Consider the following 14,839-nt stretch of genomic DNA (forward strand, 5'->3'; position numbering starts at 1 on the left):
TCGTGAGCGCAGCGAGCGATGTTGTGGGGTGAAGTCACGAGTAGCTCCTGCGCGTGTCGGGCGGCGGCACCGTGGCGCCCTTGTACTCCACGGGGATGCCGCCGAGCGGGTAGTCCTTGCGCTGCGGGTGGCCGGGCCAGTCGTCCGGCATCTCGATGCGTGCCAGGCCCGGGTGGCCGTCGAAGACGATGCCGAAGAAGTCGAACGTCTCCCGCTCGTGCCAGTCGTTGGTCGGGTACAGCGGCGTCGTCGACGGGATGTGCGGGTCGGCGTCGGGGCAGGCCACCTCGAGCCGGATCCGACGCCCGTGCGTCACGGACGTCAGGTGGTAGACGGCGTGCAGCTCGCGGCCCGCGTCGTCGGGGTAGTGCACGCCGCTCACGCCGAGGCTGAGCTCGAACCGCAGGTCCTGGTCGTCGCGCAGGGCGCGCGCCACCGGCAGCAGCTGCTCGCGTGCGACCCACAGCGTCAGCTCCGCGTACGGGGCGGGGTGGGCGACGACGACGCGCTCGATCGCCTGGTCGAAGCCGATGCCCTGCTCCGCCAGCACCTCGGCCAGGACGTCCACGGCCTCGTCGAACCAGCCGCCGTACGGGCGCTCGCTCGCGCCGGGGAAGCGGATCGGCGCCGTCGTCGCACCGTAGCCCGAGGTGTCGCCGCTGCCGAGCGACCCGAAGAGCCCCTGGCGGCTCCCGATGACCTCGCCCTGGGGGCGGCTCCCGGCGGTCGCGCCGGTCGGCACCACCTCGCTGCGCACGGAGGTGGCCCCCGAGGGCTCGACCACCGGGCGATTCTCCTCGTCCGTCACCGCAGCAGCCCCTTCATCTGGAACGTCGGCGTGGCCTCGAGCGCCGCCGCCTCGGCGGCCTGCGCGGCCTCGCGCCGGTTGACGCCGAGCGGCGTGTCGAGGATCTGCTGGTGCAGCGCGAGGATCGCGTTGATGAGCATCTCGGGCCGCGGCGGGCAGCCCGGCAGGTAGATGTCCACGGGCACGATGTGGTCGACGCCCTGCACGATCGCGTAGTTGTTGAACATGCCGCCCGACGACGCGCACACGCCCATCGAGAGCACCCACTTGGGCTCGCTCATCTGGTCGTAGACCTGGCGGACCACGGGTGCCATCTTCTGGCTCACGCGCCCGGCCACGATCATCAGGTCGGCCTGTCGCGGCGACGCGCGGAAGACCTCCATGCCGAACCGCGACAGGTCGAACCGTGACGCGCCCGCCGCCATCATCTCGATGGCGCAGCACGCCAGGCCGAACGTCACCGGCCACAGCGAGGCCTTGCGCAGGTAGCCCGCGATGTCCTCGATCGTCGTCAGCAGGAAGCCCGACGGCGCTTCTTCCAGCCCCATTGTGTGTTCCTTCCCCGTCCTCGTTACCCGTGCCGTCAGACCCAGTCGAAGCCGCCGCGCCGCCACTCGTACACGAACGGCACGGTGATCAGCGCGAGGAAGACGAGCATCGCGACCAGGCCGAAGCCGGCCAGCCACGCGAAGCTCACGGCCCACGGGTAGAGGAAGACGACCTCGATGTCGAAGACGATGAACGTCATCGCCACGAGGTAGTACTTGACGGGCAGCCGCCCGCCGCCGACCGCGTGGGGGGTCGGCATGATGCCGCACTCGTAGGCCTCGAGCTTGGCGCGGTTGTAGCGCTTCGGGCCGATGACCGCGGAGGCTCCGACGCCGCCGAGAGCCAGCACGGCGGCCACGCCCATCAGGACCAGCACCGGGACGTACGGGTTGGTCATCGCCCCTCCTTCTGCCACATCGCTGCGATCACTTCCTTGAGATCGTGCACGTGCCCGTCACCGGGCCTAGGCCGCCGGCACCACTCGGGTCAGCGCGGAGATGAGCCGGTCGACCCAGTCGCCCCCGCGTGGCTCGTAGCAGTCCGACAGCAGCTTCACCACCAGCTGCATGACGACCGGGACCGGCAGCGCGTACCGCGTGCCGAACCGCATGATCGCCGGGTGCTCGATGAGCCGGACGAACGCCCGGCCCAGCGTGTAGTAGCCGCCGAGGTCCGCGCGCATGCGCTCGGCGTAGCCGCCGAGCACCGCCTCGCGGGCCGCGTCGGTGGTGCGGGTGCGGGCCTGGGCGATCGCGTCGGCCGCGACCCGCCCGGCCTGCAGCGCGTAGGCGATGCCCTCGCCGTTGAACGGGCTCACCATGCCGGCGGAGTCGCCGACGAGGATCGTCCCGTCGCGGTAGATCGGCGCGCGGTTGAACCCCATCGGCAGCGCGGCGCCGCGGATCGGGCCCAGCTGGTTCTCGGGCGTGAAGCCCCAGTCCTCGGGCGTGTTCGCGACCCACTGCTGCAGCAGCGCCTTGTAGTCGTGCCCGACGGCGGACTGCCGCGCGGGCGTCGAGCTCACCGAGCCCAGGCCTACGTTCACCGTGCCGTCGCCGAGCGCGAAGATCCAGCCGTACCCGGGCAGCAGGTCGCTCTTGCCCGGCTTGCCCGACCACAGCTCGAGGTGGGACTCCATCCAGGAGTCCTCGTGCCGCGCCGTCGTGCCGGCGGCACCGTCGGTGCGGAAGTAGGTGCGGTACGCCGTCCCGAGCGGGCGGTCGTCGCGCCGCGCGATGCCGAGCGCGGTCGCGAAGCGCGAGCTGACGCCGTCGGCGGCGACGACGACGGGGGCGCGGTAGACGACCTCGCGCTTGTCCGCGGTCTGGGCGTGGACGCCGACCACGCGGCCGGTGCGCTCGTCCTGGAGCGGGCCGGTGACCTTGGTGCGCTCGAGCAGCTTGGCGCCGCTGCGCTGGGCGTGCTGGGCGAGGCGGTGGTCGAGCGTCGCGCGCGAGCGGGCCATGCCGTAGCCGGGGAACGCCGCGACCTCGGGCCAGGGCAGCTCCCACGACCGGCGGCCGGCGAGCACCCGCAGACCCTCGTTCCGGATCCAGCCGTCGGCCGTGTCGATGTCGACGCCCATCCGGGCCAGCTCGGCCACCGCGCGGGGGGTGAGGCCGTCGCCGCAGACCTTGTCGCGAGGGAAGGCCGACTTCTCGAGCAGCAGCACGTCGAGGCCCGCCGAGGCGCACCAGTGGGCCGTCGAGGAGCCCGCGGGACCGGCGCCGACGACGATCACGTCGACGTCGTCGTTCGCTCCTGCGCGCACGTTCCCACCTCCTCATCAAGGTCATGCTGACGCGGCCTTGTGAACCGGGTCACAACTTCTGGGTCACCTTAGCCACTCCGGCGCCCGCATGGGTAGCGCTGACCACGTGGTGCCGCTGACCTGCAGCACGACCGGGGAAATCCTCACCCCGCCGCGGACCCGGATCGGACGATCCCGGCCCGCCGGACGGCCCGAGATGGTGGGCCGAAGGTCCTTGTGTGCCCGGTGGCCGGGCCGGTCAGGCGGGCTTGCTCGCGCGGTGCAGCGCGACGATGCCCCCGGTGAGATTGCGGTACGCCACGCTCTCCCCGCCGGCGTCGAGCATGAGGTGCGCCAGCCCGGCCTGGTCGGGCCACGAGCGGATCGACTCGGCGAGGTACTCGTACGAGCCCTTGTCGCGCGTCACGGCCCCCGCGACCACCGGCAGCGCCCGCATCAGGTACTCCATGTACACGGTGCGGAACGGCCCCCAGGTCGGCGTCGAGAACTCGCACACGACGATCCTGCCCCCGGGCCGGACCACGCGCAGCATCTCCTTCAGCGCTCCCGCGGTGTCGACGACGTTGCGCAGGCCGAAGCTGATCGTGACGGCGTCGAACGCGCCGTCGGCGAAGGGCAGCGCCGTCGCGTCGCCCGCGACGAACGGCAGGTCGGGGCGGCGGCGCTTGCCCACCGTGAGCATGCCGAGCGAGATGTCGGAGGGGACGACGGAGGCGCCGTCGAGCTCGAACGGCTCGCTGGAGGTACCCGTGCCGGCCGCGAGGTCGAGCACCTTCTCGCCCGGCAGGGCCGCGACGGCCTCGCGCACCAGGCGGCGCCAGCGCCGGTCCTGTCCGAGGGAGACGAGGTCGTTGACGAGGTCGTAGCGCTCGGCGATCCCGTCGAACATCGACGCGACCTCGGCGGGCTTCTTCTCCAGGCTGGCGCGGGGCATGCGCTCATGCTCGCACGCGCCCCCGGCCTGTCGGACGCAGGCGAGCGCGTGCATCTGACATGCCTCCCGGCGCCCTCCGGTTGCCAGAGCCACACCAGCACGGAGGTGGGTGCAGATCTGACGGTTCGAGGGCGGGGCGGGACCGGGATTACGCTGGACGGCGATGTCCGCGACCGCATTCCCCCAGCCCGCAGGCCGGCCCGCCGGCCGGCCCGACCACGCCCCGCCGGCCTCCGAGGCTCGGCGACTGGTGGTCCGGACGGCACCCGTCGACCTGCCGGACGACGGCCTCACCACGCTCGTCGACCTCCTGCCCGACGCACGCCCCCTCGCCTGGGTGCGTCGCGGCGACGGCCTCGTCGCCTGGGGCGAGGCGCTCCGCGTCACCTCGCGTGGCGACGGCCGGTTCGCCGACGCCGAGGCCGCGTGGCAGGCGGTGCTCGAGCGCGCCGTCGTGCGCGACGACGTCCGCCTGCCAGGCAGCGGGCCGATCGCGTTCGGCTCGTTCGCGTTCGACCCGGCCTCCGAGGAGGGCGGCGTGCTCGTGGTGCCCCGCGTCGTCGTCGGGCGCCGTGGGGACCAGGCCTGGATCACCACGATCTCTCCCGGGCTCGGCGCCGCCCCGACGGCCGCCCTGCTCGCCCCGTCGCGCCGGACGCCGGTCACGGCGCCGGGCGCGGTGACGGAGTCCGACGGCGCCGTCGCGGCGCCCGACTGGCCCGGCATCGTCGCCGACGCCGTCGCCCGCATCCAGGCGGGCCGGCTCGAGAAGGTGGTGCTCGCGCGCGACGTCGTCGTGACCACCGAGGGCCCGCTGGACCCGCGGTGGCTGCTGAGGCGCCTCGCGGCCGCCTACGAGGCGACCTGGACGTTCTCCGTGGCCGGCATGGTGGGGGCCACACCCGAGCTGCTGGTGCGCTCCGAGAAGGGCCTGGTCGCCTCCCGCGTCCTCGCCGGGACCATCCGCCGCGAGCCGGGCATGACCGACGACGACGCGCTGCTGCGCGCGGCCCAGCTCGCCCGCTCGTCGAAGGACCTCGAGGAGCACGAGCACGCCGTCGTCTCCGTGGCGCGGGCGCTCGAGCCCTTCTGCACCTCGATGAACGTGCCCGAGCAGCCGTTCGTCCTGCACCTGCCCAACGTCATGCACCTCGCCACCGACGTGACCGGGGTGCTGGACCGCACGGGGGCGCCGTCGTCGCTGGCGCTGGCGGCGGCGCTGCACCCGTCGGCCGCAGTGTGCGGCACGCCGACGGCGCGTGCGCGCGACCTCATCCGCGAGATCGAGGGCATGGACCGCGGCCGCTACGCGGGCCCGGTGGGCTGGACGGGCGCGGACGGCGACGGCGAGTGGGGCATCGCGCTGCGCTCGGCCCGCATCGACGACATGCACCCGCACCGCGTCCGCCTGTTCGCGGGCTGCGGCGTGGTGGCGGCGTCCGACCCGGCAGCGGAGCTGGCGGAGTCGGAGGCGAAGCTGGTCCCGATGCGCTGGGCGCTGGGAGGCTGAGCCCTCACCGGGAGCGGGCTCAGCGGACCTCCGCCAGCTCTACGGACCGCGTCAGGTCCGGCGCCGGCAGCGGCATCGCGTCCGCCCGCACGGCCGTCGGCTGCGCGTGCGTGCGTGCGTCCTCGCGCTCGCGCTCGGCCAGCAGGCGGCGCTGGCGCGCCCAGGCGAGAGCGACCGGGACCAGCGCGCCGAACCACGCGAGCGGCGCGGCCCACGCGACGCCCACGAAGCCGAAGTGGCGCACGAGCACCAGCGCCGCCGTCGAGCGCATGACCAGCTCGAGCGCGCCCGCGATGGTCGGGATGCTCGACAGCCCCATGCCCTGGACGACGTTGCGCAGCACGAACAGCAGGCTCAGCACCACGTACAGCCCGCCGTTGACCAGGAAGTAGGTGCGGGCCATGCCGAGCACCTCGGGCTGGTCGGGGCCCACGAACAGCCCGACGATCGGCTGCGCGAACGTGACCAGCACCAGGCCGAGCACGACGGCGGTACCCGCCGCGAGCACGCTGGTGCGGAACGCACCCACCCGGATGCGGTGCCACTGCCGGGCGCCGCGGTTCTGCGCGGCGAACGTGACCATTGCGACGCCGAACGAGTTGAGCGGCGCGACGGCGAGCTGGTCGACGCGCATGGAGGCTGTGAACGCCGCGACCGAGACGGCGCCGAGCCCGTTGACCGCGAGCTGGAGCACCAGGGCGCCGATCGCGATGACGGACATCTGGAAGCCCATGGGCAGGCCCGTCCGCAGCGGCTCGCGCAGGCTGTGACGGGCCGCGGCCCAGTCCTCGCGGTGCAGGTGCAGCACGGGCATGCGGCGCACGATCAGCACGATGCACGCCGTGACCGAGGTGAGCTGTGCCAGCACGGTGGCGGCAGCCGCCCCCGCGACGCCCCAGTGCGCGGCGCCGACCAGCAGCACCACCAGGCCCGCGTTGAGCACCGAGGCGGCGATGAGGAAGTACAGCGGGGTGCGGCTGTCGCCGAGCGCCCGGATGGTCGCGGAGAGGAAGTTGAACGCCACCGTCACGCCCGCGCCGGCGAACGTCACCGTGAGGAAGAGCGCGGACTGGTCGAGGACCTCCGGCGGCGTGTGGAGCAGGCGCAGCAGGTCACGGGCGAACACGACCCCGACCGTGGTGATCACCGCGGCGATGGCGGCCGACGCGCAGGCGCCCGCTGCGGTGTAGCGGCGGACTCCGGCGAGGTCACCCGCACCGAACGCGCGCGCGACGGGGATGGCGAGGCCGGCGCTGGCCCCCCACGAGAACCCGACGAGCAGGAAGATGAGGCTGCCCGAGGCCCCCACGGCGGCGAGCGCGTCGAGACCCAGGAGCCGGCCGACGACGGCCGCGTCGGTGAACGTGTAGATCTGCTGGAAGAGGTTGCCGATCAGCAGGGGAAGGGTGAAGGCGAGGATGAGGCGTGTCGGCGGCCCGACGGTGAGGTTCTGCACGGTGGCCCGTCTGTGTCTGCGGGCCGCGTGGCGCGCCCGTCAAATCGATTCGACAGGCCCTTATGGTACGCCTCGGCGACAGTTGCGCCCATGTGATTTGCGTTGCCCCGCGGCAGCTCCGTCAGCTCGCCCAGACGCTCTCGCGGAACCCCGACCACACCTGCTCGTCCGAGGTCGCGCCGAGCAGCCCGACCGTCGGGTTGAGCGCCGCGAGGACCAGCGCCGTCAGCGTCGCGGGCGGGTTGTCGGCGTCGAGCCGGAGCGACTCGCCGTCGGGCCCGCTGGCCGTGAGCGACGTGATGTACATGGTCGCGTCGCCGTCCATCGTGACGAAGTCGGCAATGGTGTTCGTGCCGGCAGCGCCTCCGTCGGCGTACGTCTTGAGCCTGAAGCCCGAGACCTTGACGTGGTCGGCGACCAGCTTGATCGCGTTGCGGCGCTTGCCCGAGATGCCGTCGACCGGCACCGACACGAGGGCGACGGCCTTGATGCCCGAGATCTCGAGGTCGGCGGCCTTGAGCTCGGCCGGGACCGAGTAGACGTCGACGTCCTCGTTCCCGCCGAGGACGAGGGGTAGGCCCTCGTCCTCCGGCAGCGGCACGTCCTGCGGCACCTCGGCCGTAAGGCCGGAGCCGGACGGCGGCTCGTTCCCGGTCGGCGCAGGCTCGGCCGGCGCCTGCGCCCCGGCGTCATCGCCGAGCACGCCGTCGACGACGGCGCCGACGGCGCCGCCTAGGCCCGGGTCGGCGGGCGACGGCGACGGCGCGGTGGACGGGTCCACCGACGGCGACGCTGACGAGTCAGGCGCCGGGACGGCGGACGGGTCTGCGGACGGGCCCGCGGACGGGTCCGCCGAGGCTGACGGCGACGGCGTCGACGACGGCAGGTCGCACAGGATGACCCCGAGGATGCACGGCCCCTCGGCCGGCACGGCTCCGGCGAGGCCGCCGGCGACAAGAGCCACCGAGAGCGCCGCCGCGACGGACCGCCGGGTGTGCGGGTCGGGCTGCGGCCCGTCGTCGAACAGCAGGAACGGGTCTTCGGCAGGCTCCGGCAGGGCCGGCGGGGCGGACGGGACGGGCGGCGCCGCGGCGACCGCCCGCCCCATCCACGAGACCACGACGATCGAGCCGATGACGCCCAGCAGCATCCCGACGCCGATCCCGCCGCCGTTCACGGCGACGAGCGAGTACAGCGACAGGACCAGCGCGATCACACCGTAGAAGACGTGGTGCACCGGCTGGAGCATCACCAGCACGCCGGCCAGCACGATCACCACCGGGATGATCGTCGTCTGCAGCCCGGAGAACCCGAGCTGCAGGACGACGCCACCCATCGCGATGTCGAACCGCCCGGACACGAAGAGCTCGAGGCCGGCAAGAATCGTCAGGAGCGCGCCCCAGAAGGGACGCCCCTGCCGCCACTGACGGAATCTCAGCCTGGGAAGCACTCGTCGCCGTTCATGTTGATGCCGAGCTTCAGGTCGGTGAGCTTGAAGACCGCGGCCTGGGTGCTCCACGACACCTGCTGGAGGTCGGTGATCGTGACGTGCTTGGCATCCATGGCGAAGTCGTTCACGCTGCCCACGGCCTTCGTCTGCACCGCCGACGCGTCGACGCCGATCCGGATGTCGCTGAACGTCGCGTCACCTGCGAGGTTGTCCATGCCGATCTGCAGGCCGCTCGCCTCTACCGGCTTCTTGGGGTTCGAGCCCGCGTGGATCAGCAGGCTGACGCCGAACGGTGTCTTGACCGACTGGCAGAGGTTGTAGAGCTGGGCCTTGTCGATGTTGGCGATGGCGGCCGGGTGCTGCTTGGTCTTGTCGGTCTCCAGTGCGACGCCGGCGTACTGCGAGAAGCCGTCGCCCTCGAGCCGGTCGGCCGCGATCTTGAACTGCTGCCCCGACACCGCCATCGAGACGGGGACGACGCCCTGCGCCACCCCTCCCCCGACGAATGCGAGCGCCGCGACGGTCGGAACCGTTGCGAGCAGGACGCGCCCTCTGCGCGTCCGCGTGAGCGAGCTGAACCTCATGTGTGCCCCACGTTCCTCACGGGCGACTCCAATGTCGCCGGACAGACGCCGAACCTAGCGGCCCTACTGACGGCTCGTCAATAGATTGTTGAGGGCAACTCAACAACGACTCACCGCCGCCTCCCGGGCTACGCTCGGGCCATGCCACCAGCGCTCCACGGATCCTCGGGACGCGGCCGCCGCACGCGGCTCAGCCCGCAGGAGCGCCGCCAGCAGCTGCTGGCGCTCGGCGTCGACTGGCTGGCGGACCGCCCGCTCGAGGCGATCTCCGTCGAGGACCTCGCGGGCGCGGCCGGCGTCTCCCCCGGCCTCGTCTTCTACTACTTCGGCACCCGCCAGGGGCTGCACCAGCAGATCGTCCGCACGGCGCGCGACGCCATGCTGCACGCCACCGAGCCGGACCCCGCGCTCCCCCCGCGCGAGCGCCTGCGCGACGTGCTGACCCGCTTCGTCGCCTTCGTCCAGGAGCACGACGCGACGTTCTACTCGATCGTGCGCGGGGCGTCGTCGGGCGACGCCCAGGTGCGCGAGACGATCCAGCACGCGCGCGACGTGCTCGCCCGGCACGCGACCGACATGGTCACGGAGCTCGGCGTCACCGCGTCGCCCCTTCTCGGCGTCGCCGTGCGCGCCTGGATCTCCCTGGCGGAGCAGGCGCTCGTCGACGCGGCGACGGACGAGGCGATCCCGACGCAGGACCTGGTCGACTTCCTGGAGCGCAGCGCCCTGGCCACGATCCAGTCCACGGCCCCGCAGGCATAGGGAGAGGCCCGACACCTTCCGGCGCCGGGCCTCTCACCACCTCGCGGTCAGGCGGTCAGTTGCCGCCGAACAGCCAGTTCCACAGACCGCCGTCGCCCTGGTTCGAGCCGCCCGAGCCCGAGCCATCCGAGCCGCCGTCGCCCTGGCCGCCGAGGCCCGGCGGCAGCTGCTGGCTGCCACCCTGGCCGCCCTGGTTGCCCTGGTCGCCGGAGCCGCCCTGGTTCTGCTGCGTCGACTCGTCGCGCACCGCGAGCGTCACGGTGATCTGCTCCGCCTTGCCGCCGCGCACCACCGACAGGGCAACCTTCTCGCCGGCCTCGCGCTCGCGGACGAACGCCGTGAGCGACTCGGCGCTGCTGACCGGCTGGTCGCCGATCGCCACGACGACGTCGCCGACCTTGATGCCGGCGGCTGCCGCGGGCGACCCGCTCGAGACCTCCTGGACCTGCGCGCCGCGGCGCGTGACGCCGTCGGCCGTGGCCGTGCCGTCGTGCATCGAGACGCCGAGGAACGCGTGCTGCGCCGACCCGTTCTCGATGAGCTGCGCGCTGATGTTCTTGCCGAGGTTGACCGGGATGGCGAACCCGAGGCCGATCGAGCCCGACTGGCCGCCGCTCGACAGGCTCGCGATCGAGGATGTGATGCCGATGACCCGGCCGCTCGCGTCGAACAGCGGTCCGCCGGAGTTGCCCGGGTTGATGGCCGCGTCGATCTGGATGGCGTTGGTGACCACCTGCGTGCTGCTGCCCTCGCCGCTCGCCGTCACGGGGCGGTCGAGCGCGGACACGATGCCCGTGGTCGCGGTGTTGGCCAGGCCCAGCGGGTTGCCGACGGCGAGCACCGGGTCGCCGACCTTGACGTCGTCGGAGTTGCCGAGCGCGACCGGGCGCAGGCTGCTGGGCGCGTTCTCGATCTTGACGACGGCGAGGTCCGTCGTCGGGTCCGTGCCGACGATCTTGGCCTGGAAGAGCCGGCCGTCCGAGAGCGTGACCTGGACCGTGTCGTTCTGAGCACCCGAGACCACGTGGTTGTTGGTGAGGATGTGGCCCTTGTTGTCGAGGATGAGGCCCGAGCCCTCGGCGCCGCCCTGGGAGCTGGCGACCTGGATCGAGACCACGGACTGAGCCACCGCTGCCGTGACCGCCTGCCAGTCGGGGTTCGTGGCCGTCGAGTCCTTGACCGGCGCCGAGTCCACCCGGCCCGGGTCGCCGAGCGAGGAGATCGACGTCGACGTGCCGTTGCCGTCCAGCCCGTGCACGACTGCTGCCGTGCCGCCGCTCGCGAGCAGCGCCGCGATGACGGCTGCGCTGCCCACCAGCAGCCACGTGCGCGGCTTGCGCTCGCCGGAGTCCCGCTCGCGGGGCTCCTGGCCCGGCTGGTCAGGGCCCGACGCCGGGGTGAGGTACGGGTTGGAGAAGCTGGCACCCGGCGGGTACTGGGCCGGCTGCTGCTGCGGGTACGGCGCGCGGTGCGGGGGCTGCGGCGGGACCTGCTGGTGGCCCTGCTGCGGGTACGGGGCGTGGCCGTAGTGCTGGCCCGGCGCGTACTGGCCGTACTGCGGCTGCGGGCCCGCGCCGCCGTACTGCTGCGGGTAGGGGGCCGTCGCGTGCTGCTGCGGGTGCTGCAGCTCCTGCGTCGCGTGGGCCTGCGGGTGGAGCTCCTGCGGGGGAGCGCTCACCGGCTGGACGGGCTGGGGCTGCGCGGCGGGCTGCGACGCGGGCGCCTGCTCGGTCGGCGCGGGGGACGGCGTCGGCACCTGCGGCGCCGTCGGGGGAACCTGCTCGGCCGCCTGTGACCCCTCGGGCGCGGACCCCTCGGGAGCAGCGGGCTGCTGGTCGTGGTTCTCGGTGCTCATAGTTGTGGCCTCCTCGACGATCTCCTGACCCGAGATAACACCACGATCCTGACGCGCCTCTGGGTCGTACCTGAAAGTTCTCTGCGATCGCTCACTCGACTGGCGCGTCGCGAGCGGTCACGGCCGCCGCGCGCGCCGCCGCGACGATCTCCTGGTGCAGCGCTCGCGACTCGGCAAGTCTTCCCGCGCGTGGCACGCGGACCTCGACGACCTCGACGCCGGCGCCCCGCGCCGCGAGCGCCGCGCGCAGCCCCACGAGGTCCTTGACCACCCGGTGCCCGACGCCGTAGCCCGCGCACAGCGCGCCGAGGTCCGCGCCGTGCGGCGTGCCGAAGACGCGCTCGAAGACCTTCGCCCCCGCGTCCGACGCGGCCGCGAGCGCCCCGTGCTCGAGCGTCGCGAAGATCGAGCCGCCGTCGTCGTTCACGACGACGAGCTGCAGGTCCACGGCGGGCTCGAACGGCCCGCGGAGCAGGCCGCCGACGTCGTGCAGGAAGGTGAGGTCGCCGAGCAGGGCGCGGGTGCGCCGGCCGCGGCGGGCGGCGGCGAGCGCGACGCCGAGGGCCGTGGACACCATCCCGTCGATCCCGGCGAGCCCCCGGTTGGCGATGACCTCGGGCGGGGCGGCGTCGGCCCGGTCGAGCCCGAGCACCAGCTCGAGGTCGCGGACGGGGTTGGACGACCCGACGACCAGGACGTCGTCGGGTCCCGTCGCCTCCGCGACCGCGCGTGCCACCGCGAGCGCCGAGTGGGGCGCGGCCTCGAGCGGGCCCGGTGCGGCGTCGTCGGACGTCAGGCGGTCGATGACGCGGGCCGCGGCGCGCGAGGCGGCGCGCCACCGCTCGAGGAACGCGGGGTCGCGGGGCTCGCGCGGCGGCAGGTACCACCGGTCGTCGAGCGTCTGGACCACGGCTGCGGCGTTCCGCGCGGCATCCGGCCACGGCCCGCCCCCGGGCTCGACGACGGTCACGGCGACGTCGGCCCGCCCGAGCAGCTGCTGCACGGGCCGCGAGAGCGTGGGGTGCCCGAGCACGACGACCTGCTCGACGTCGCGCGCGAGCTCCTCGACACCGAGCACCGAGCGGTACCCCTGGACGGCGTTCGGTCCGCCGCACGCCCCCGAGGACGGCTCGGCGAGCAGCGGCCAGCCCTGGGCCTCGGCGATGCGCCGCGCGTCGGGCCCGGCGCCGTCGCCGGCGACGACGAGCGTGCGCGCGGGGTCGCCGAAGAGGGCGGGATCGGCTCCGGCGATGTCGACCGCGGCAAGCGAGGGCACGACGACGGTGCGCCGGTACCCGTCCGGCCACATCCCCGTGTCGGCGACAGGCGAGCCTCGGTGCTGGCGCGAGTCCGACGGGTCCGGCTGGAGCGGGGGCTGCAGCGGCTCGCGGAACGCCAGGTTCAGGTGTACCGGGCCCGGGTTGCGGTCGCGCAGGCCCGTCGCCGCGGCGAGCGCCCGGCCCGTGACGGCGAGCAGGTCGCGCACCTCGCCGTCGCGGCCGTCGGCCGCGGGGACGTCGGCCGCAAACCGCACCGAGCTGCCGAAGATCCCCACCTGGTCGGTGGTCTGCGACGCGCCGGTGCCCCGCAGCTCGTGCGGGCGGTCGGCGGTGATCACCACGAGCGGCACGCCCGTGTGGTGCGCCTCGAGCACGGCGGGGTGCAGGTTCGCGACGGCGGTGCCCGACGTCGTCACGACGGGGACCGGCCGCGGCACACCCGTGTGCCACTCGCCCTCGGGCCCGGCCCCGTGGGTCACCGGCTCGGCACCCCGCGAGAGCCCGAGCGCCAGGAAGCCCGCGGCCCGCTCGTCGACCCGCACGTGCAGCGTGATCCGCCGCGCCACCGACGGGTCGGCGAGCGCGTAGGCCAGCGGCGCCGACCGCGACCCCGGCGCGAGCACGACGTCCCGCACCCCCTGCATCCACAGCTCGGCCACGAGCGCCCGCGCGGCGGCGATCGCGGGCGGGAGCCCGCCCGGGCCGGCCGCACTCATCGGCGTCCCTCCGCGCCCAGCGATCGACCCCGGGCGAGAGCCGCCGCCGACGATCCCGCGTCGAGCAGCGCCCCGAGGCGTCCCAGCCTCGCGAGCCAGGCCCCCTGCACGTCGTCCGACGGCGCCGCGGTCGCGAGCGCGGGCGGGTCCGGCGCCAGGCGCGCGTCCCCCGCCGCCAGCACCGGCAGCGCACCGTCGACCGGTAGCAGGGGCACGGCGACGACGTCGTGCGCGAACAGCTGCGACGTCGCGAGCCCGCACGCGTACGGCAGCTCCGGCAGCGCGGCCGCGAGCGCGACGCCCGCGGCGAGCCCCACCGACGACTCGAGCGCGGACGACACCACGACGGGCAGCCCCACCTGCTCGGCGAGCTCGAGGCACGCCCGCACCCCACCGAGGGGCTGCACCTTGAGCACGACGAGGTCGGCCGCCTCCAGCGCGACCACCCGCAGGGGATCGGCCGCGCGCCGGACGGACTCGTCGGCGGCGACCGGGACGTCGACGCCGGCCCGCAGCAGCGCCCGGCGCAGCGTGGCGAGCTCCTCGACGGTGGCGCACGGCTGCTCGGCGTACTCCAGCCCGCCGGCGGCGGTGTCGATCGCACGCAGGTGAGCCACGGCCTCGTCCACGGACCAGCCGCCGTTGGCGTCCACGCGGATGCGGCCGGCACCGGGCCCGTACAGCTCCTCGAACGCGGCCCGGACGGCCGCGACCCGCTCGACCTCGGCCGCCACCGGTTCCAGCACCCCGGAGGCTCGGCCGGCATCGGGGGCCGTCGAGCGCTGCGCGACCTTGACCTTCGCGGTGCGGCAGCCCCCGGAGGCCAGCACGATCTCGCGCGCCTTCTCGGGGCCGACCGCGGGCACGGTCACGTTGACGGGCACCGAGTCGCGGACGGGAGCGGGCCACCCCACGAAGGCCGCCTCGCGGGCGGCGCGCAACCAGGTCGACGACTCGTCGTCGTCGTAGTCCCAGAACGGGCTGAGCTCGCCCCAGCCGGCGTCGCCGCGCAGCAGCACGCCGTCGCGGACGTCGAGCCCGCGGAACCGCGTGCGCAGCGGCGTCGACCAGACCGCGGGAGAGGAGACATCACCGGAGGGCACGCGCCCACAGTAGTCAGGCGCGCGCCCCGGCGACCGGTGCGCCGCGGCGTCGCGGCGCGGC

The 14,839-nt window shown here is 74.1% G+C and carries 13 protein-coding genes; 2 read left to right on the top strand and 11 right to left on the bottom strand.

Features of this window, described 5'->3' with window-relative positions; genetic code table 11:
• Positions 1 to 34: 34 nt before the first annotated feature.
• From ACO4JP_RS16730 to ACO4JP_RS16750, 5 genes are all read right to left on the bottom strand, one after another.
• On the bottom strand, positions 35 to 784 hold the full coding sequence (locus ACO4JP_RS16730) for an NADH-quinone oxidoreductase subunit C (RefSeq protein WP_425955099.1): 750 nt from the start codon (positions 782 to 784) through the stop codon (positions 35 to 37).
• Positions 785 to 804: 20 nt separating this feature from the next.
• A complete protein-coding gene (locus ACO4JP_RS16735) occupies positions 805 to 1,356 on the bottom strand; it encodes a NuoB/complex I 20 kDa subunit family protein (protein WP_425955100.1) in 552 nt (183 codons plus the stop codon).
• A 35-nt stretch (positions 1,357 to 1,391) separates the two neighbouring features.
• Complete coding sequence (locus tag ACO4JP_RS16740) at positions 1,392 to 1,754, bottom strand: NADH-quinone oxidoreductase subunit A (RefSeq protein WP_425955101.1); 363 nt, start codon at positions 1,752 to 1,754, stop codon at positions 1,392 to 1,394.
• Positions 1,755 to 1,820: 66 nt separating this feature from the next.
• The gene (locus tag ACO4JP_RS16745) at positions 1,821 to 3,128 is read right to left on the bottom strand and encodes a geranylgeranyl reductase family protein (RefSeq protein WP_425955102.1); all 1,308 of its coding nucleotides are present in this window, start codon (positions 3,126 to 3,128) and stop codon (positions 1,821 to 1,823) included.
• Between the two features lie 238 nt (positions 3,129 to 3,366).
• The gene (locus ACO4JP_RS16750) at positions 3,367 to 4,062 is read right to left on the bottom strand and encodes a demethylmenaquinone methyltransferase (RefSeq protein ID WP_425955103.1); all 696 of its coding nucleotides are present in this window, start codon (positions 4,060 to 4,062) and stop codon (positions 3,367 to 3,369) included.
• Positions 4,063 to 4,225: 163 nt separating this feature from the next.
• Between ACO4JP_RS16750 and ACO4JP_RS16755 the strand changes: the two genes are divergently transcribed.
• Positions 4,226 to 5,572, top strand: a complete 1,347-nt coding sequence (locus ACO4JP_RS16755) for an isochorismate synthase (RefSeq protein ID WP_425955104.1) — start codon at positions 4,226 to 4,228, stop codon at positions 5,570 to 5,572.
• A gap of 19 nt (positions 5,573 to 5,591) precedes the next feature.
• Here ACO4JP_RS16755 and ACO4JP_RS16760 read toward each other — a convergent pair whose 3' ends face one another.
• The 3 genes from ACO4JP_RS16760 to ACO4JP_RS16770 form a co-directional block, all read right to left on the bottom strand.
• Positions 5,592 to 7,028, bottom strand: coding sequence for an MATE family efflux transporter (locus ACO4JP_RS16760; RefSeq protein ID WP_425955105.1), 1,437 nt, complete (start codon positions 7,026 to 7,028; stop codon positions 5,592 to 5,594).
• Between the two features lie 121 nt (positions 7,029 to 7,149).
• Positions 7,150 to 8,478, bottom strand: coding sequence for a DUF6114 domain-containing protein (locus ACO4JP_RS16765; protein ID WP_425955106.1), 1,329 nt, complete (start codon positions 8,476 to 8,478; stop codon positions 7,150 to 7,152).
• Positions 8,463 to 9,062 carry a DUF6230 family protein gene (locus ACO4JP_RS16770; RefSeq protein WP_425955107.1) on the bottom strand — a complete coding sequence of 200 codons (600 nt, stop codon included), beginning with the start codon at positions 9,060 to 9,062 and terminating at the stop codon, positions 8,463 to 8,465. Before ACO4JP_RS16770 ends, ACO4JP_RS16765 begins: the two co-directional genes overlap by 16 nt.
• Positions 9,063 to 9,203: 141 nt before the next feature.
• On the opposite strand from ACO4JP_RS16770, the gene ACO4JP_RS16775 reads away from it, so the two are divergent.
• On the top strand, positions 9,204 to 9,824 hold the full coding sequence (locus tag ACO4JP_RS16775) for a TetR/AcrR family transcriptional regulator (RefSeq protein ID WP_425955108.1): 621 nt from the start codon (positions 9,204 to 9,206) through the stop codon (positions 9,822 to 9,824).
• Between the two features lie 55 nt (positions 9,825 to 9,879).
• On the opposite strand, the gene ACO4JP_RS16780 is transcribed toward ACO4JP_RS16775, so the two are convergent.
• The 3 genes from ACO4JP_RS16780 to ACO4JP_RS16790 form a co-directional block, all read right to left on the bottom strand.
• A complete protein-coding gene (locus ACO4JP_RS16780; protein ID WP_425955109.1) occupies positions 9,880 to 11,679 on the bottom strand; it encodes a trypsin-like peptidase domain-containing protein in 1,800 nt (599 codons plus the stop codon).
• 91 nt (positions 11,680 to 11,770) lie between these two features.
• Positions 11,771 to 13,675 (bottom strand): 2-succinyl-5-enolpyruvyl-6-hydroxy-3-cyclohexene-1-carboxylic-acid synthase, encoded by a 1,905-nt coding sequence (gene menD / locus ACO4JP_RS16785; RefSeq protein ID WP_425955110.1) that lies wholly within the window; start codon positions 13,673 to 13,675, stop codon positions 11,771 to 11,773.
• A complete protein-coding gene (locus ACO4JP_RS16790) occupies positions 13,672 to 14,778 on the bottom strand; it encodes an o-succinylbenzoate synthase (protein WP_425955111.1) in 1,107 nt (368 codons plus the stop codon). Before ACO4JP_RS16790 ends, menD begins: the two co-directional genes overlap by 4 nt.
• Positions 14,779 to 14,839 lie beyond the last annotated feature (61 nt).

Source organism: Xylanimonas sp. McL0601 (assembly GCF_049852175.1).
Lineage (GTDB): Bacteria > Actinomycetota > Actinomycetes > Actinomycetales > Cellulomonadaceae > Xylanimonas.

Coding starts and splice junctions, on each gene's coding strand:
- ACO4JP_RS16735 (WP_425955100.1), bottom strand. CDS start 1,356: ATGGGGCTGGAAGAAGCGCCGTCGGGCTTCCTGCTGACGACGATCGAG.
- ACO4JP_RS16740 (WP_425955101.1), bottom strand. CDS start 1,754: ATGACCAACCCGTACGTCCCGGTGCTGGTCCTGATGGGCGTGGCCGCC.
- ACO4JP_RS16750 (WP_425955103.1), bottom strand. CDS start 4,062: ATGCCCCGCGCCAGCCTGGAGAAGAAGCCCGCCGAGGTCGCGTCGATG.
- ACO4JP_RS16755 (WP_425955104.1), top strand. CDS start 4,226: ATGTCCGCGACCGCATTCCCCCAGCCCGCAGGCCGGCCCGCCGGCCGG.
- ACO4JP_RS16770 (WP_425955107.1), bottom strand. CDS start 9,062: ATGAGGTTCAGCTCGCTCACGCGGACGCGCAGAGGGCGCGTCCTGCTC.
- ACO4JP_RS16775 (WP_425955108.1), top strand. CDS start 9,204: ATGCCACCAGCGCTCCACGGATCCTCGGGACGCGGCCGCCGCACGCGG.
- ACO4JP_RS16780 (WP_425955109.1), bottom strand. CDS start 11,679: ATGAGCACCGAGAACCACGACCAGCAGCCCGCTGCTCCCGAGGGGTCC.
- menD (WP_425955110.1), bottom strand. CDS start 13,675: ATGAGTGCGGCCGGCCCGGGCGGGCTCCCGCCCGCGATCGCCGCCGCG.